This window comes from Streptomyces prunicolor NBRC 13075, from assembly GCF_000367365.1.
Taxonomy (GTDB): Bacteria; Actinomycetota; Actinomycetes; order Streptomycetales; family Streptomycetaceae; genus Streptomyces; species Streptomyces prunicolor.
In genome coordinates, this window is the sequence record NZ_BARF01000051.1 from 1 (window position 1) to 17,247 (window position 17,247).

14 protein-coding genes, 1 pseudogene and 1 riboswitch are annotated in these 17,247 nt (G+C 68.0%); of the genes and pseudogenes, 11 read left to right on the forward strand and 4 right to left on the reverse strand.

All coding sequences use genetic code 11. The annotated features are described in order from the left end of the window. The first annotated feature begins 110 nt into the window (after window positions 1-110). The 10 genes and pseudogenes from clsA to SPR02S_RS23025 form a co-directional block, all read left to right on the forward strand. Window positions 111-719, forward strand: a complete 609-nt coding sequence (clsA, locus tag SPR02S_RS22980) for a cardiolipin synthase ClsA (RefSeq protein ID WP_019059348.1) — start codon at window positions 111-113, stop codon at window positions 717-719. A gap of 114 nt (window positions 720-833) precedes the next feature. Continuing rightward, window positions 834-3,329, forward strand: a complete 2,496-nt coding sequence (locus SPR02S_RS22985) for a mannose-1-phosphate guanyltransferase (protein WP_019059349.1) — start codon at window positions 834-836, stop codon at window positions 3,327-3,329. Window positions 3,330-3,496: 167 nt separating this feature from the next. Next, entirely contained in the window at window positions 3,497-4,333 is an 837-nt protein-coding gene (locus SPR02S_RS22990; RefSeq protein WP_019059350.1) for a DUF881 domain-containing protein, read from the forward strand. Continuing rightward, window positions 4,330-4,662, forward strand: coding sequence for a small basic family protein (locus SPR02S_RS22995; protein ID WP_019059351.1), 333 nt, complete (start codon window positions 4,330-4,332; stop codon window positions 4,660-4,662). The genes SPR02S_RS22990 and SPR02S_RS22995 overlap by 4 nt, the downstream gene beginning before the upstream one ends. Before the next feature lie 5 nt (window positions 4,663-4,667). After that, window positions 4,668-5,504: a DUF881 domain-containing protein gene (locus SPR02S_RS23000; RefSeq protein ID WP_026150803.1), complete on the forward strand. Its 837-nt coding sequence runs from the start codon at window positions 4,668-4,670 to the stop codon at window positions 5,502-5,504. Window positions 5,505-5,565: 61 nt separating this feature from the next. Beyond that, a complete protein-coding gene (locus SPR02S_RS60385) occupies window positions 5,566-6,447 on the forward strand; it encodes a zinc-ribbon and FHA domain-containing protein (RefSeq protein ID WP_078622974.1) in 882 nt (293 codons plus the stop codon). A gap of 44 nt (window positions 6,448-6,491) precedes the next feature. Next, on the forward strand, window positions 6,492-7,232 hold the full coding sequence (gene ftsR, locus SPR02S_RS23010) for a transcriptional regulator FtsR (RefSeq protein WP_019059354.1): 741 nt from the start codon (window positions 6,492-6,494) through the stop codon (window positions 7,230-7,232). Window positions 7,233-7,317: 85 nt separating this feature from the next. Beyond that, the gene (locus SPR02S_RS23015) at window positions 7,318-7,791 is read left to right on the forward strand and encodes a bifunctional nuclease family protein (RefSeq protein WP_006123076.1); all 474 of its coding nucleotides are present in this window, start codon (window positions 7,318-7,320) and stop codon (window positions 7,789-7,791) included. Between the two features lie 215 nt (window positions 7,792-8,006). After that, entirely contained in the window at window positions 8,007-8,651 is a 645-nt protein-coding gene (locus SPR02S_RS23020; RefSeq protein WP_078622975.1) for a MerR family transcriptional regulator, read from the forward strand. Window positions 8,652-8,708: 57 nt separating this feature from the next. Then, window positions 8,709-10,094 (forward strand): annotated as a pseudogene (locus SPR02S_RS23025) (DNA polymerase IV); the annotation flags it as partial. Window positions 10,095-10,519: 425 nt separating this feature from the next. Here SPR02S_RS23025 and SPR02S_RS23030 read toward each other — a convergent pair. Then, a complete protein-coding gene (locus SPR02S_RS23030; RefSeq protein WP_019059357.1) occupies window positions 10,520-10,891 on the reverse strand; it encodes a PRC-barrel domain-containing protein in 372 nt (123 codons plus the stop codon). Window positions 10,892-11,005: 114 nt separating this feature from the next. Beyond that, a riboswitch (glycine riboswitch) is annotated at window positions 11,006-11,101 on the forward strand. Window positions 11,102-11,288: 187 nt separating this feature from the next. On the opposite strand from SPR02S_RS23030, the gene gcvP reads away from it, so the two are divergent. Further along, on the forward strand, window positions 11,289-14,174 hold the full coding sequence (gene gcvP, locus SPR02S_RS23035; protein ID WP_026150804.1) for an aminomethyl-transferring glycine dehydrogenase: 2,886 nt from the start codon (window positions 11,289-11,291) through the stop codon (window positions 14,172-14,174). 120 nt (window positions 14,175-14,294) lie between these two features. On the opposite strand, the gene SPR02S_RS23040 is transcribed toward gcvP, so the two are convergent. The 3 genes from SPR02S_RS23040 to modA are packed head-to-tail and all read right to left on the reverse strand — an operon-like array spanning window position 14,295 to window position 17,046. Then, the gene (locus SPR02S_RS23040; protein WP_019059359.1) at window positions 14,295-15,374 is read right to left on the reverse strand and encodes an ABC transporter ATP-binding protein; all 1,080 of its coding nucleotides are present in this window, start codon (window positions 15,372-15,374) and stop codon (window positions 14,295-14,297) included. Further along, window positions 15,371-16,228, reverse strand: coding sequence for a molybdate ABC transporter permease subunit (gene modB / locus SPR02S_RS23045; protein ID WP_019059360.1), 858 nt, complete (start codon window positions 16,226-16,228; stop codon window positions 15,371-15,373). Before modB ends, SPR02S_RS23040 begins: the two co-directional genes overlap by 4 nt. Beyond that, complete coding sequence (modA, locus tag SPR02S_RS23050) at window positions 16,225-17,046, reverse strand: molybdate ABC transporter substrate-binding protein (protein ID WP_019059361.1); 822 nt, start codon at window positions 17,044-17,046, stop codon at window positions 16,225-16,227. The genes modB and modA overlap by 4 nt, the downstream gene beginning before the upstream one ends. Window positions 17,047-17,247: the final 201 nt, after the last annotated feature.

Consider the following 17,247-nt stretch of genomic DNA (forward strand, 5'->3'; position numbering starts at 1 on the left):
TCCTTTTAGAGCTCTGGCTCTTGGGCATGCAGCCCAAGAGTCAGAGCTTTTTTGCGTTGGGGTAAGGTCAGGGGGAATCGTTGGCTCGTTTTCCCACAGGAGGCCCCCGGGTGGAGGTCCAGGAGACCCGTGTCCAGACAGACCGGGTGCTCACCATCCCGAACATCCTCAGCATGGCCCGCCTGGTCGGCGTACCCATCTTCCTGTGGTTGATCCTCAGGCCCGAGTTCGGCGGCCCCGAGAGCGACGGCTGGGCGCTTCTGGTGCTGATGCTGAGCGGGATCAGCGACTACCTGGACGGCAAGCTCGCGCGACGGTGGAACCAGATCAGCAGCCTCGGCCGGCTCCTTGATCCCGCCGCGGACCGGCTCTACATTCTCTCGACTCTCGTCGGGCTCACCTGGCGCGAGATTCTGCCAATCTGGTTGACCGCCGCACTGCTGGCGCGCGAGCTGGTCCTGCTGGTGGTGGTGGGCATCCTCAGGCGGCACGGCTATCCGCCGCTGCAGGTGAACTTCCTGGGCAAGGCAGCTACGTTCAATCTGATGTACGCCTTCCCGTTGCTGCTGCTCAGTGACGGAAGTGGATGGCTCCCCTCACTCGCAGCCATTTTCGGATGGGCGTTCGCAGGATGGGGTACAACGCTCTACTGGTGGGCAGGAGTCCTCTACGTGGTACAAGTCCGCCGCCTACTGCGTGCGGACGCCATGGCCGACTGACCTTGCCGATTGGGCGGTAACAGTCGCTCGATGGCCCGTTGCGCAAAAGTGCGGGACAATCTGGACTGGTGAAGTCGGCTAGACCGTCGTCTCGCAGAGGAGGACGCTTCCGACATGAAGGCCGTCGTGATGGCCGGAGGCGAAGGCACACGCCTTCGCCCCATGACCTCAAGCATGCCCAAACCACTGTTGCCCGTGGTCAATCGACCGATCATGGAGCACGTGCTCAGGCTGCTCAAAAGGCATGGGCTCAATGAGACCGTAGTCACCGTGCAGTTCCTGGCCTCGCTGGTCAAGAACTACTTCGGTGACGGCGAAGAGCTCGGCATGGAGCTCTCGTATGCCAATGAGGAGAAGCCACTCGGTACCGCCGGAAGCGTCAAGAACGCTGAAGAGGCGTTGAAGGACGATGCCTTCCTCGTCATCTCCGGTGATGCCCTGACCGACTTCGACCTCACCGAACTCATCAATTTCCACAAGGAAAAAGGCGCGCTGGTCACGGTCTGTCTGACCCGGGTGCCCAATCCGCTGGAATTCGGCATCACCATCGTCGACGAAGAGGGAAAGGTCGAGCGTTTCCTCGAGAAGCCGACCTGGGGTCAGGTCTTCTCGGACACGGTGAACACGGGCATCTATGTGATGGAGCCCGAGGTATTCGACTATGTCGAGGCGGATGTTCCCGTCGACTGGTCCGGCGATGTCTTCCCGCAGTTGATGAAGGAAGGCAAGCCGGTCTACGGCTTTATCGCCGAGGGCTACTGGGAAGATGTCGGCACTCACGAGAGCTATGTGAAGGCGCAGGCCGATGTCCTGGAGGGCAAGGTCGACGTTGAGATCGACGGCTTCGAGCTGTCGCCCGGTGTGTGGGTGGCCGAGGGTGCCGAAGTGCACCCCGACGCGGTTCTTCGCGGGCCGCTGTACATCGGTGACTACGCCAAGGTCGAGGCCGGCGCCGAAATCCGTGAGTACACCGTCATCGGTTCGAACGTCGTCGTGAAGGCCGGGGCTTTTCTGGACAGGACCGTCGTACACGACAACGTGTACGTGGGTCAGCACAGCAACCTTCGTGGCTGTGTGGTCGGAAAGAACACCGACATCATGCGTGCGGCCCGGATCGAGGACGGCGCGGTCATCGGTGACGAGTGCCTGATCGGTGAAGAATCGATCGTTCAGGGCAATGTGCGGGTCTACCCGTTCAAGACGATCGAAGCCGGCGCCTTCGTGAACACGTCGGTCATCTGGGAGAACAGAGGACAGGCGCACCTCTTCGGCGCGCGCGGTGTGTCCGGGATCCTGAACGTGGAGATCACGCCGGAGCTCGTAGTCCGCCTCGCCGGCGCCTACGCCACGACCCTCAAGAAGGGGTCCACGGTCACCACGGCCCGCGACCACTCCCGAGGCGCCCGTGCGCTCAAGCGGGCGGTGATCTCGGCCTTGCAGACCAGCGCGATCGACGTACGGGATCTGGAAAACGTACCGCTACCTGTAGCTCGCCAGCAGACCGCGCGGGGCAGTGCCGGCGGGATCATGATCCGGACCACGCCTGGTGTGCCGGACTCCGTCGACATCATGTTCTTCGACAGCCAGGGCGCCGACCTCTCGCAGGGGAGTCAGCGCAAGCTGGACCGGGTGTTCGCGCGGCAGGAGTACCGGCGTGCGTTCCCCGGTGAGATCGGGGACCTGCACTTCCCGGCCAGCGTCTTCGACTCGTACACCGGGTCTCTGTTGCGGAACGTCGACACGACCGGGATCGCCGACTCCGGCCTGAAGGTCGTGGTGGACGCGTCGAACGGCAGCGCCGGGCTCGTGCTGCCCAGCCTGCTCGGCAAGCTCGGTGTGGACTCGCTGACGATCAATCCCGGTCTCGACGAGTCCAGGCCGACGGAGACCGCTGATACGCGGCGGTCCGGCCTGGTGCGGCTCGGTGAGATCGTGGCCTCCGCGCGGGCCGCGTTCGGGGTGCGGTTCGACCCGGTCGGTGAGCGGCTCTCGCTCGTCGACGAGAAGGGGCGGATCGTCGAGGACGACCGGGCTCTGCTCGTGATGCTCGACCTGGTGGCCGCGGAGCGGCGCAGCGGGCGGGTGGCGCTGCCGGTGACCACCACGAGGATCGCCGAGCAGGTGGCCGCGTATCACGGGACCCAGGTCGAGTGGACGACGACCTCGCCGGACGACCTGACCAGGGTCGGGCGCGACGAGACGACCATCTTCGGCGGGGACGGCAAGGCCGGGTTCATCATCCCGGAGTTCAGCAGCGTCTTCGACGGCGCGGCAGCCTTCGTACGACTCATCGGACTGGTGGCGCGGACGCAGTTGACGCTCAGCCAGATCGACGCCCGGATTCCGCGTGCGCATGTCCTGAAGCGGGACCTGGCTACTCCCTGGGCCGTCAAGGGACTTGTGATGCGCCGGGTCGTGGAAGCGGCCGGCGATCGCTTTGTCGATACGACGGACGGTGTGCGGGTCGTGGAGACCGACGGGCGCTGGGTGATGGTGCTGCCCGACGTCGCCGAGGCGGTCACGCATCTGTGGGCCGAAGGGCCCGACGACGCCTCCGCGCAGGCCCTGTTGGACGAGTGGTCGGCGGTCGTGGACAGCGCCGGTCGGTAAAACACGGAGCACGCGTGCGTGCCGGACATGTGTCCCCAAGGGGGCCTGTCCGGCACGCCGGTGGGGCCATTCGGAGGTACAGGCCACCACGTGCGACGATGTGCGGCATGCCGCAGCAGCCCCCCGTTCGGAGCACACCCACGCGCCCTGCGCGCCCGGACGCGTCCATGTCGCTGCTCACCAATGTCATGGACCACAGCCTCGACGACGGTTACGCCGAGGCGGCCGCCCGGAAGAAGGCCGCGGGCGAGAGTGGCCTGCCGAAGACCCTCCGGGCGAAGCTCGGCCTCGCCGCCGGCCTGGTGCTGGCGGCCCTCGTCGTGACCGTGGGCGCGGCGCAGGCGCGTGTGGCCGCCCCCGTGGTGGCCAAGGAGCGGCAGGAGCTGATCGACCGTATCGACAAGGAGACTTCGTCGGCGGACAAGCTGGAAGGCACCGTCGACGACCTCCGTGACGACGTGAGCGCGCGGCAGCGGGCGGCGCTCAAGACGAGTGGTGGCAGCGGCCAGGCGGACCTGGTGAGCATGCTGTCCGGCGCCACCGCGGTGCACGGCCCCGGTGTGAAGCTCGTCGTCGACGACGCGAAGGAAGCCAGCTCCGGCGGGGGCGACAACCCGCGTGAGACCGCGGACTTCTCCGACACCGGGCGGGTGCGGGACCGCGACATGCAACGCGTCGTCAATGGACTGTGGGCGGCAGGGGCCGAGGCCGTGTCCATCAACGGACAGCGGCTGACGGCGCTGTCGGCGATCAGGGCCGCGGGTGACGCGATACTGGTCGACAACAAGCCACTGGTACCGCCCTACACGGTGCTCGCGGTGGGGGACGGCCAACGGCTGAGCACCAGGTTCCAGAACGGTGCCGACGGGCTCTATCTGCACGCCCTGGAAGACAACTACGGCATCAGGGCGACCATCGCCGTGGAGAGCGATCTCCGGCTGCCCGCCGCGCCGAGTGTGATCGTACGTACAGCACAGCCGAGAACTGAGAAGGGCACATCGTGATCGCCGTACTGGGCCTCATCGTGGGAGTGGTGGCCGGAATCCTGGTCCGGCCTGAGGTGCCGGTGGTCGTCGAGCCGTATCTGCCGATCGCCGTCGTCGCGGCGCTCGACGCCGTCTTCGGTGGGCTGCGGGCCATGCTCGACGGGATCTTCGACGACAAGGTCTTCGTGGTGTCGTTCCTGTCGAACGTGGTGGTGGCCGCGCTGATCGTGTTCCTTGGCGACAAGTTGGGCGTCGGCGCCCAGTTGTCCACGGGGGTCGTGGTCGTCCTCGGTATCCGGATCTTCTCCAACGCGGCTGCCATTCGCCGGCACGTCTTCCGGGCGTGAGGTCGATGATCAACGAGGACGAGCGGCCGGAACACCGGCTACGCAGGGAACTGCCCGAAGAGGTATCGGCGTCTGCTTCTTCGGAAGCGCCGATTCCGGAGGAGCGGGCGGTGTCCACCGTGACCGGTCGGCAGCGGCTGGTGCAGGGGCTGTGGCCGCCGCGAGTGAGCCGGGCCCAACTCATCGTCGCCGTGCTGCTGTTCGGGCTCGGTTTCGGGCTGGCGGTGCAGGTCGCTTCGAACAGCAACAGCGACAGCGCGCTGCGTGGGGCACGGCAGGAAGATCTTGTGCGCATTCTCGATGAACTGGACGACCGTACTCAGCGTCTTGAAGACGAGAAGCAGGGTCTGCAGAAACAGCGCGACGAGCTGGAGAACAGCTCCGACCAGGCCGAGGAGGCCCGCAAGCAGACGGCCGAGAAGGAGAAGCAACTCGGCATTCTGGCGGGCACCGTGGCCGCGCAGGGACCCGGCATCACGATGACCATCGACGACACGAAGGGAACGGTCGAGGCGGATATGTTGCTCGACGCGGTCCAGGAGTTGCGCGCGGCCGGTGCGGAGGCGATCCAGGTGAACGGCGTACGGGTCGTCGCCAACACGTATCTGACGGACTCCGGCAAGAGCGTGAGTGTCGACGGGAACAAGATCAACGCCCCCTATCGTTTCAAGGTCATCGGCAAGCCGCAGGATCTCGAACCGGCGCTCAACATCCCTGGAGGCGTGGTGCAGACTCTCGAGAAGGAGCAGGCCACCGTTACCGTCGGGCGGTCGAGCAAGATCGTCGTGGACGCCTTGCGGGCCGCGAAGCAGCCTGACTACGCTCGGTCGTCCTCCCGGTGAACCGCAGGTGCATGGGGGCCGTTGTTCGAGGGCATGAGGTTGCGGGGGGTCGACGCACCGATTGGGTGGTGCGTGGTGGAAACTGTCTGGTGGATACGGACGTTGTGAGGATGTCCGGGTCAACCGGTGTGTTCAATCAGGGTTCGTCCTGCCCCACGGGCGGGTCTGTTTCGGTCAAGGGGAATCGCCCGTGAAGTTGTTTGCGAAGTTGTTCGGCAAGAGTGCGAAAGAGGTCAGCGACAACCAGACCGCTCGCCATCGCGCACAACCGGACGCAGAAGGTCAGCGCCCGCTGTTCCGCGACCAGGTCGCCGGCCAGGGCGCGCCGTCGGTTGACCCTGCGCAGTCCGGCGACATAGGTTTCGGGCAACCGTCAACCTCAAGTACGGGTGGAGGGTTTTCCCCTATGTCGGCCCTGGTGTGTACGAGGTGCGGTAACCGCAACGCGGAGAACAGCCGCTTCTGTTCCAACTGCGGTGCGCCGTTGCGCCCCGGCGCGACTCCGGAGCGTCCGTCCGAGACGACGTCCACGATCTCCATCTCCGGTCTTGAGGCCTACGACGCCGAAGTGACCGGTCAGACGCAGATGCCCACGCTCTCCCCGGAGGCGCAGGCCGCCGTCGACGCGCTGCCGTTGGGCTCGGCGCTGCTGGTGGTGCGTCGTGGTCCGAACTCGGGCAGCCGCTTCCTGCTGGACGGCGAGCTGACCACGGCCGGTCGTCATCCGCAGAGCGACATCTTCCTGGACGACGTGACGGTCTCGCGCCGTCATGTGGAGTTCCGGCGCGCTCCTGACGGTTCGTTCACGGTCGCCGACGTCGGCAGCCTGAACGGCACGTACGTCAACCGTGAGCGCATCGACTCGGTCTCGCTGGCGAACGGTGACGAGGTGCAGATCGGCAAGTACCGGCTGGTGTTCTACGCGAGCCAGCGGGGTTACTGACCCTCCCTCGGACTGGGTCCGGGGGGATTCCCCCAGGAAGGTCCATGCTTCAAACACCGAGCGGCGGTGCCGGGCACGGTACCGCCGCCGCGGACACTGGGCTGATGATGAGCATCGGCACGGTGCTGAACGTGCTGCGCGACGAGTTCCCCGAAGTCACCATCTCCAAGATCCGTTTCCTGGAGTCGGAGGGACTCATCGAGCCGCAGCGGACCCCTTCCGGGTACCGCAAGTTCAGCCCCGCCGATGTCGAGCGCCTCGGCCATGTCCTGAGGATGCAGCGGGACCACTATCTGCCGCTCAAGGTGATCCGCGAGCATCTCGACGCCATGGAGCGCGGGGAGGCCGCGCCCTTGCCCACAGTGGGGCGTCAGCGGGACGGCGAGGTCGGCCTGGAGCCCGTGGAGGCGCCCACGGCGGCCCGGATCGGGCGGGCCGAGCTGCTGGCCGCCGTCGGTATCGGCGAGCAGGAGCTCGACGAGTGGGAGTCGTACGGACTCATCGCGCCGCTGCCGGACGGCGTTTACGACGCGGAAGCCGTCACCGTGGCCGGACTTGTCCTCGAACTCGGGCGGTTCGGGATCGAGCCGCGGCATCTGCGCGCCATGAAGGCCGCCGCGGACCGTGAGGCCGGGCTCGTCGACCAGGTGGTGGCCCCGCTCAAGCGCCACCGCAATCCGCAGACCAGGGCCCACGCGGAGGCCCGTACGAAGGAACTGGCGGGGCTCACGGTGAAGCTGCACGCGGCTCTGGTGCAGACCGCGCTGGGTGTACGCCTGCCCTGAGACGGGCGGCCCTGTGACTGCCTGATCGGTCACCCGATCTCGGCCCGACTACCCAAACGTCCCGGGCACGGCCTAGGGTTGCTGTGTGAACGAGCTCGATGTCGTAGGTGTCCGGGTCGAAATGCCCTCCAACCAACCGATCGTGCTCCTGCGTGAAGTGGGAGGCGACCGCTACCTCCCCATCTGGATCGGGCCCGGGGAGGCGACGGCGATCGCCTTCGCTCAGCAGGGCATGGCCCCCGCACGACCGCTGACCCACGACCTGTTCAAGGACGTGCTGGAGGCCGTCGGCCAGGAGCTGACCGAAGTGCGCATCACGGATCTGCGGGAGGGCGTCTTCTATGCGGAGCTGGTCTTCGCCAGCGGCGTCGAGGTGAGCGCCCGCCCGTCCGACGCCATAGCGCTGGCGCTGCGCACCGGGACGCCGATCTACGGCAGTGACGGTGTGCTCGACGACGCGGGCATCGCGATCCCGGACGAGCAGGAGGACGAGGTGGAGAAGTTCCGCGAGTTCCTCGACCAGATCTCGCCCGAGGACTTCGGGACCAACAGCCAGTGAGCTGAGGGTCGGCGAGAAAATGCCGGCATTTGCCACCGGCGTGTGAGAGCGTCCTGCGGCTCTCCGCGAGCGCATTCGGCTAGCCTTTCCCCGCGGTGGGACACGGGAAACCACTCCTTGGGTGATTATCACTCGGCGTGCCGAGTGTGGCGATCGTTGACGCACCCCTGGTGACTGCCTACCGTCGAGAAGGCAGGTCAAGGACGGAGGTCGGCGTGAGAAGCAGCGGCGACGGTACGGCTGGGGGTGCCCCGGAACGCAGTTTCGGGGACAGAGGTCCGTACCCGCTTCACGGCAGTACGGCCGATCGCATTCCGCAGCGGCCGGCGGCAGTGCCGAGCAGCGGAGGGGCGACGTCCATGGCGTCCGAGGAGATCGGCTACCGGGGGCCCACGGCCTGTGCGGCGGCCGGCATCACCTATCGGCAACTGGACTACTGGGCGCGTACCGGGCTCGTGGAGCCCAGCGTGCGGCCCGCGCACGGGTCGGGGACACAGCGGCTCTACAGCTTCCGGGACGTCGTCGTCCTGAAGATCGTCAAGCGGTTCCTCGATACGGGTGTGTCGCTGCAGAACATCCGCAGCGCCGTTCTGCACCTGCGGGAGTGCGGCTTCCGTGATCTGGAGCGCATGACGCTGATGAGCGACGGTGCGACGGTCTACGAGTGCACCTCGCCGGACGAGGTCCACGCGCTGCTCCAGGGCGGTCAGGGGGTCTTCGGGATCGCCGTGGGGGTCGTGTGGCGGGACGTCGAGAGCGCCCTGTCGCAGCTGCACGGGGAGCGCATCGACACCGGCGAGACACTCGTCGGGTCCAACCCCGCCGACGAGCTGGCCAGGCGGCGCAACCGGGCCGTCTGAGGGCCCGGTGGGAGCCGTAGCGGGGCATTGTCAGTGGCGTAGGGCAGCATCGGAGATGTGAGAACCGCGCCCACGATCCTGCATCTCGACATGGATGCCTTCTTCGCCTCGGCGGAGCAGGCGTCCAAGCCGAGCCTGCGCGGGAAGGCCGTCGTGGTGGGCGGGCTCGGGCCGCGTGGGGTGGTGGCCACGGCGTCGTACGAGGCGCGGGTCTTCGGGGTGAACTCGGCGATGCCCATGGCCCAGGCGCGGCGGCTCGCTCCGAACGCGGCGTATCTGGTGCCGCGGTTCGGGTTCTACCGGTCGATCAGCGAGCAGGTGATGGGGCTGCTGCGGGCGTTGTCGCCGTTGGTGGAGCCGCTGAGCCTGGACGAGGCGTTCGTGGACCTGGAGGCCGGGGGAGCGGCCCGGGACGCGGAGTCGGCGCGGGTGACCGGGGAGCGGCTGCGGGCGGACATACGGGCGGTCACGGGGCTCACGGGATCGGTGGGCCTCGCCGCCTCCAAGATGATCGCGAAGATCGCCTCCGAGCGGGCCAAGCCGGACGGGCTCGTGCTGATCGAGCCGGGGACCGAGCGGACGTTGCTCGGGCCGTTGTCGGTGCGCACGCTGCCGGGGGTCGGACCGGCGACGGGTGATCATCTGCGGCGGGCCGGGATCACCACGGTCGACGAGATCGCCGAGGCGGGCGAGGACGAGCTCGTACGGCTGGTGGGGAAGGCGCACGGGCACGGGTTGTACGCGATGGCGCTGGCGCACGACGAGCGGCCTGTGGTGGCCGAGCGGGAGACGAAGTCGGTGTCGGTCGAGGACACGTACGACGTCGACATCCACGACCGGGTGCGGGTGGGCCTGGAGGTGCAGCGGCTGGCCGGCCGGTGTGTGCGGCGGCTGCGGGCGGCCGGGCTGTCGGGGCGGACCATCGTGCTGAAGGTGCGGCGGTACGACTTCTCGACGCTCACCCGGTCCGAGACGCTGCGTGGGCCCACCGACGACCCCGGGGTGGTGCGGGAAGCGGCGGCCCGGTTGCTGGACTCCGTGGACACCACGGGCGGGGTACGGCTGCTCGGGGTGGGTGTCTCCGGGCTCGCCGACTACACGCAGGAGGACCTGTTCGCGCAGGCGGCGGGTGAGCAGGCCGACTTCCTTGAGGAGGAGCACGCGGAGGAGGAGCGGGGGGAGGAGCAGGCGGCGCCTGTGGAGAGACGCTGGCCCGCTGGGCACGATGTGCACCACGCCGGTTTCGGGCACGGGTGGGTGCAGGGGAGCGGGCTGGGGCGGGTCACCGTGCGGTTTGAGAGGCCTGAGGATTCGGGGCCGGGGCGGGTGCGGACGTTCCGGACCGACGATCCTGAGCTGGAGCCGGCGGAACCGTTGCCGTTGGTGGCGCGGGCCTCGGGTGAATCGCCGGGGGTGGTGATGCCGTTGGCGGGGCGGGGGCCTGATGAGGGGCTGGCCGAGCCGTTGTCGTCGGTTGCACGGGGTCCTGATGTGCCACCTGCGGTGCCGGTGGCGAGCCGAGGACCGGACGAGCCGCCGGACGAACCGACATCATCGGCGGAGCCGGGTCTTGGTGACTCACAGGGGGAGTTGCTGCAGTCGGTCGCGCGAGGTCCTGGTGCCGGGCCTGTGCAGCCGACGCCGTTGGCGGTGCCGGGCTCCGGTGACCCACAGGGCGCGCTGTTGGCGTCGGTTGTGCCGGATACCGGTGCCGGGCTTACCGTGTCGCTGCCAGTGAACCCGCCGGCCTTTGACGACCGGCAGAGCGAGGCACTGTCGTTGATCGCGCGGCGCCCCGGCGTCCAACCTGCCTCGCCGACGGCCCCGGAGATTCGAAGCCCCAGCGACGCCCTACCTGCTGGACCCGCTCACGTGTCTTCCGAGCCCGCGAGTTTGCCGAAGTCGTGGTCCGGGAGGGATGGGGGTGGGCCGACGTCGAGGCCGTAGTGGTGGTAGAGCTGGAGTTCCTGGTCCGGGGAGAGGTGGCGGCCTACTCCGAAGTCGGGGGCGTCCTTGATCAGGGAGCGGTCGAAGGGGATGTGCAGGGTGCCTTCGATCAGTTCGCTGGGCTCCAGGGGGACGAAGGCGTCTCTGGAGAACAGGCCGGTGCGTATGGCCGCCCACTCCGGTTCGCCGGTCGCGTCGTCGAGGTAGACCTCGTCGATCGTGCCGATCTTGGCGCCGGTGCGGTCGAACGCCTTGCGGCCGATCAGGTTGCGCGGATCGATATCGGTCTGCACGGGCCCTCCTCCTGGTCGCAACTCATCCGTAAGCACTACGAAAGAGCACATTGGGAAAGGTGGCCACTCGAAAGCTCGGCTCCAACGCTCGCTGGTAGGCTGGCGAACGGCTGCTGACCCCGTGCGGGAGAGTCCTCCAGACTTCATCGGAGGCGCCGAAGGAGCAAATCCTCCCCGGAATCTCTCAGGCTCACGTACCGCACGGACGAGGTCACTCTGGAAAGCAGGGTGCGTGTCGTTGATTCTGTCGACGGCTTGCGCTCTCACCGACGGTGAAAGCCGGTGACCCTCGGGTGGCCGGTGAAGCTCTCAGGTTGAGATGACAGAGGGGGAGGCCGTCCGGCACCCCGCTGTCGTGGTGCCCTCGAAGGTCGTGTCCGACCAGGAGGCCTCCCTGATGACTGTCCCTCGCATTCCGCTCTCCGAGCTCGAACAGGGCATCCCGTTCGAGCAGCGTCACATCGGGCCCGACCAGGAGGCGCGGGCCAAGATGCTCGCGCAGGTCGGCTACGGCTCGCTCGACGAGCTCACGGCCGCCGCCGTCCCGGATGTGATCAAGAACGCCGACGATCTCGATCTGCCGGGCGCCCGTACCGAGGCCGAGGTGCTGGCCGAGCTGCGCTCCCTCGCGGACCGCAACGAGGTCCTCGGTTCCATGATCGGACTCGGGTACTACGGGACCTTCACCCCGCCCGTGATCCTGCGCAACGTCATGGAGAACCCGGCTTGGTACACGGCCTACACGCCGTATCAGCCGGAGATTTCGCAAGGGCGGCTCGAAGCCCTTCTCAACTTCCAGACCATGGTCGCCGATCTGACCGGGCTGCCCACCTCCGGTGCCTCCCTGCTCGACGAGGGGACGGCCGCCGCCGAGGCCGTGGCGCTGTCGCGGCGCATGGGGAAGAACAAGAAGGGGCTGTTCCTGGTCGACGCCGACGCGTTGCCGCAGACCATCGCCGTGATCGAGACCCGCGCCGAGCCGGCCGGTGTCGAGGTCGTCGTCGCCGACCTGAGTGACGGGATTCCGGCCGAGCTCGCCGAGCGGGAGATCAACGGCGTGCTCGTACAGTACCCGGGCGCCTCCGGTGCCGTACGCGACATCAAGCCGCTGATCGAGCAGGCGCACGCGCTCGGTGCGCTCGTCACCGTCGCCGCCGATCTGCTCGCGCTGACGCTGCTGAAGTCGCCGGGTGAGCTGGGGGCGGACATCGCGGTCGGTACGACGCAGCGCTTCGGAGTGCCGATGGGCTTCGGCGGGCCGCACGCCGGATACATGGCCGTGCACGAGAAGTTCGCGCGCAGCCTGCCCGGGCGGCTCGTGGGCGTCTCCGTCGACGCCGACGGACACAAGGCCTACCGCCTCGCCCTGCAGACGCGCGAGCAGCACATCCGCCGTGAGAAGGCCACCAGCAACATCTGTACCGCCCAGGTGCTGCTTGCGGTGATGGCCGGTATGTACGCCGTCTATCACGGGCCCGAGGGGTTGAAGGGCATCGCGCGGAGGACGCATCGGTACGCCACGATCCTTGCGGCTGGGCTCCGCGTCGGCGGAGTGGAGGTCGTGCACGGCGGTTACTTCGACACGCTGACCGCGCGCGTTCCGGGCCGGGCCGCCGAGGTCGTCGCCGCTGCGCGTGAGGATGGGGTTAACCTCCATCTCGTGGACGCCGACCAGGTGTCCATCGCCTGCGACGAGACCACCACGCGTGCCCAACTGGCCGCCGTATGGACCGCGTTCGGGGTCGATGGGGACATCGAGGCGCTCGATGCGTCCGCCGAGGACACGTTGCCCGAGGCGCTGCTGCGCACCGACGCGTATCTCACGCACCCGGTCTTCCGGGACCACCGTTCCGAGACCGCGATGCTGCGGTATCTGCGGCGGCTCGCCGACCGGGACTACGCGCTCGACCGGGGCATGATCCCGCTCGGCTCCTGCACGATGAAGCTCAACGCGACCACCGAGATGGAGCCGGTCACCTGGCCCGAGTTCGGGCAGCTGCACCCCTTCGCGCCCGCCGAGCAGGCGCAGGGATACCTCACGCTCATCCGGGAGTTGGAGGAGCGGCTCGCCGAGGTCACCGGGTACGACAAGGTGTCGTTGCAGCCGAATGCCGGTTCGCAGGGGGAGTTGGCCGGGCTGCTCGCCGTACGCGGATATCACCGGGCCAATGGCGATGAGCAGCGGACTGTCTGCCTCATTCCGTCGTCCGCGCATGGGACCAATGCCGCGAGTGCCGTGATGGCCGGGATGAAGGTCGTCGTCGTGAAGACCGCCGAGGACGGTGAGATCGACGTCGAGGATCTGCGGGCGAAGATCGAGCAGTACCGCGACGAGCTCTCGGTGCTGATGATCACTTACCCGTCCACGCACGGGGTGTTCGAGGAGCACGTCGCCGACATCTGTGCGCAGGTGCACGAGGTGGGCGGGCAGGTCTACGTGGACGGTGCCAACCTCAACGCCCTTGTGGGGCTTGCCAAGCCGGGGCACTTCGGTGGGGACGTCTCGCATCTGAATCTGCACAAGACGTTCTGCATTCCGCACGGTGGGGGTGGGCCGGGGGTCGGGCCGGTGGGTGTGCGTGCGCATCTGGCGCCGTATCTGCCGAACCACCCGTTGCAGCCGGCGGCCGGGCCGGAGACGGGAGTTGGGCCGATCTCGGCGGCTCCTTGGGGTTCCGCCGGGATCCTGCCGATCTCTTGGGCGTACGTCCGGCTCATGGGTGGGGAAGGGCTGAAGCGGGCCACGCAGGTGGCTGTGCTCAGCGCCAACTACATTGCCAAGCGCCTTGAGCCGCACTACCCGGTGCTCTACACCGGGCCCGGTGGGCTTGTCGCGCACGAGTGCATCATCGATCTGCGGCCGATCAGCAAGGCGACCGGTGTCAGCGTCGATGACATCGCCAAGCGGCTTATCGACTACGGCTTCCACGCGCCGACCATGTCGTTCCCGGTGGCCGGGACGCTGATGATCGAGCCGACCGAGTCCGAGGATCTGATCGAGCTGGATCGGTTCTGCGAGGCGATGATCGCGATTCGTGGGGAGATCGAGAGGGTTGGCGCGGGGGAGTGGCCGGGTGAGGACAACCCGTTGCGGAACGCCCCGCACACCGCTGCCGCGCTCGGTGGGGAGTGGGGGCACGCGTATACGCGTGAGGAGGCTGTCTTCCCGGCTGGTGTCTCTGTTGCCGACAAGTACTGGCCGCCGGTTCGTCGGATTGACCAGGCGTTTGGGGATCGGAACCTGGTGTGTTCTTGCCCGCCGTTGGACGCCTACGAGGACTGACCTTCTGCTGGGAGTGCCGCGAGGCGTCGTCTTTTGGGTGCGGCACCGTCGTGGCTGGTCGCGCCCCGCGTCGGAGCCGCAAATTGATACAGCCCCGCGCCCCTATGGGGCGCGGGTAGCTCACGCGGGATATGAGTGAGTCTGCGTTGCCTTGACCGTTGCCCAGACCAATGCGCCCTGGTGCAGATCCAGTTCGGCTGCCGCGACCGTCGTTAGGTCGGCGGCCAGGGGGAGTTCGCCGGTTAGGTCTACGCGGATCTGGTCGCCGTGGGTTTCCAGGCCCGCTACCTCGCAGTGCCAGAGGTTGCGGGCGCTGGCGCTGGTGGGGCGGTCCCGGAAGAGAGTTACCGCGCTCGGTGGGAACGCTACGAACACCTCGCCCTGGAGATCCTCCGTGGTGGTGATCACGGGGCCGGTGTCGAGCGTGACCGTGTGGCCGTCGGCCCGGCCCTTGTAGAGGTTGAGGCCTACGAGTTGGGCGATGTAGTCCGTGCGTGGGTGGCGGGCGATGTCTGCCGGGGTGCCCTCCTGGACGATCGAGCCCTGCTCGATCACGACCAGGCGGTCGGCCAACACCATGGCGTCCAGCGGGTCGTGGGTGACCAGGACGGCGACGGCCTCGAACTCGGCCAGGTGGCGCCGGAGTTGGGCACGTACGTCGAGGCGGGTGCGGGCGTCCAGGGCGGCTAGGGGTTCGTCGAGGAGCAGGAGGCGTGGGCGGGTCGCCAACGCCCTTGCCACGGCTACGCGTTGGGCCTGGCCGCCGGAGAGTCTGCGGGGCTTGGCGCCCGCGTGCTCGGCGAGGCCCATGCGGTCCAGCCACTCGGCGGCGATGGCTCGGGACTCCGCCTTCGTCGCGCCCTGGCAGCGGGGGCCGAAGCCGACGTTGTCGAGGGCGGTCAGGTGGGGGAAGAGGAGGTAGTCCTGGAAGACGACGCCTACGGGGCGGGACTCCGGTGGCGTACGGTCCAACTCCGCGCCGTCCAGCCGTAGATGACCATCCGTCAGGTGGACCAGACCCGCCAGTGCGCGCAGCGCTGTCGTCTTGCCCGCGCCGTTGGGGCCGAGCAGGGCGACCACGTCGCCGGGGGCGGCGGTCAGTTCGACGTCGAGGCGGAAGGTGCCGCGGTCCACGATGAGATGGGCGTCGAGGCCCTTGTCGTCCGTGCCTTCGATGGCGGTCGTACGGAGGTTGCTCATGATGTGGTCATCCAGCGGTCCCGGAGCCCTGCCAGGACCGCGATCGACACGGCCAGGAGGACCAGGCTCAACGCGATGGCCGCTTCCGGGTCGTTCTGGAGGGCCAAGTAGACCGCCAGTGGCATCGTCTGGGTGCGGCCGGGGAAGTTGCCGGCGAAAGTGATCGTCGCGCCGAACTCGCCCAGTGCGCGGGCCCAGGCCAGGACCGCGCCCGCCGCGATGCCCGGGGCGATCAGGGGGAGCGTGACCCGGCGGAACGCGGTGAAGCGGGAGGCGCCGAGCGTTTGGGCCGCCTCCTCGTAGCGGGGGTCCGCGGCGCGCAGGGTGCCCTCGACGCTGATGACGAGGAAGGGCATCGCTACGAACGCCTCCGCCACCACCACACCCGTTGTCGTGAAGGGGAGGGTGATGCCGAACCAGGAGTCGAGCCATTGGCCTACGACGCCGTTGCGGCCCAGTGCGAGCAGCAGCGCCACGCCTCCCACCACCGGGGGCAGGACCAGCGGGAGTGTCACCAGGGCGCGGAGGAAGCCGCGGCCGGGGAACTCCGTGCGGGCCAGTACCCAGGCCAGCGGTACGCCCAGGACCAGGCTCACGGCCGTCGCCGCGGTCGCGCTGAACAGGGAGAGTTGGAGGGCCTGCCAGACCTCCGTGCTGGTCAGTTGCGATGGGAGGGAGCGCCACGGGGCCCGTACCAGCAGGGCGATCAGGGGGAGGAGCAGGAACGCCAGGCCTACGAGTGCGGGGACCAGGAGGGGGAGTGGTACCCCGCGGCCGGTCATCCGGACACGGCGACGCCGCGGACCGCCCTTCAGGGTCTCGGCCGCGGCATCGGAGGTGTCGAGCTGGGTCACGGCTTGAGGAAGCCTGCCGCGGAGAGCACCTTCTGACCCTCGGCGGACTGCACCAGGGCGATGAACGCCTTGGCGGCGACGGCGTTGGGCGCGTTCTTGAGGAGGACGATCGGGTAGTCGTTGATGGCGTTGGCGGACTCGGGGAACTCCACGCCCTGGACCTTGCTGCCGGCGGCGTGCACATCGGTCTTGTAGACGACCGCAGCGTCGGCCTCCTTCAGCTCCACCTTCGTCAGCGCGCTCTTGACGTCGGCCTCGTAGGACACCGGGGTGAGCTTCAACTTGCTTGCCGTCAGCGCCTTTTGGGCCGCCGCACCGCACGGCACCGTTTTGTCGCAGAGCACGACCTTCAGCGAGGACTTCGTGAGGTCCTTCAGGGAGGTCACCTTGTCGGGGTTGCCCGGCAGGGTGGCGATCTCCAGCTGGTTGCGGACGAAGGTGGCCGGCGTGCCGACCGCGTCCTTCTTGTCCGTCACGATCGCCATGGTCTTCGGGCTCGCGGCGGCGAACACGTCGGCCGGGGCACCGCCGGTGATGCTCGCGGCGAGGGTGTCGCTGCCGCCGAAGTTGAAGGTGACCTTGGTACCAGGGTTGGCCTTCTCGAACTCCTTGCCCAGCGTCGTGAACGACTCCTGGAGCGAGGCGGCGGCGAAGACGGTGACCGTGCCGGACATCTTCGGGGACGCGGACGCCGAGGAGTCGGACTTCGAGGAGGACGAGTCGTCGCTGGAGGAGCAGGCGCTCAGGGCCAGCAGCGCGGCGGCTCCCGCCCCGGCAACCTGCAGGGTCCGGCGGGTCCGACGCGCGGAACGGGTCATCACGGTTCTACTCCTCTGGTCTCTTCATGAAAGGGGCTCATGAAAGGGGTTGTCGCGCCCTGGGACGACCGCAACGGCCGTGCCGCGATGATACTGCCGCACTTGCAAGGCATAAGTCTCCTGTCGCATCGCATGAGCTGCACTGTTCGCTTCTGGGGTGCGCATGTGCGTTTGTACGGGAGTGCCGTCCGGGTACCACAT

Excerpts from the sequence above, each read along its gene's own strand:
- SPR02S_RS22985 (WP_019059349.1), top strand. The coding sequence starts at position 834 with ATGAAGGCCGTCGTGATGGCCGGAGGCGAAGGCACACGCCTTCGCCCC.
- SPR02S_RS22990 (WP_019059350.1), top strand. The coding sequence starts at position 3,497 with ATGTCGCTGCTCACCAATGTCATGGACCACAGCCTCGACGACGGTTAC.
- SPR02S_RS23000 (WP_026150803.1), top strand. The coding sequence starts at position 4,668 with ATGATCAACGAGGACGAGCGGCCGGAACACCGGCTACGCAGGGAACTG.
- ftsR (WP_019059354.1), top strand. The coding sequence starts at position 6,492 with ATGCTTCAAACACCGAGCGGCGGTGCCGGGCACGGTACCGCCGCCGCG.
- gcvP (WP_026150804.1), top strand. The coding sequence starts at position 11,289 with ATGACTGTCCCTCGCATTCCGCTCTCCGAGCTCGAACAGGGCATCCCG.
- SPR02S_RS23040 (WP_019059359.1), bottom strand. The coding sequence starts at position 15,374 with ATGAGCAACCTCCGTACGACCGCCATCGAAGGCACGGACGACAAGGGC.
- modA (WP_019059361.1), bottom strand. The coding sequence starts at position 17,046 with ATGACCCGTTCCGCGCGTCGGACCCGCCGGACCCTGCAGGTTGCCGGG.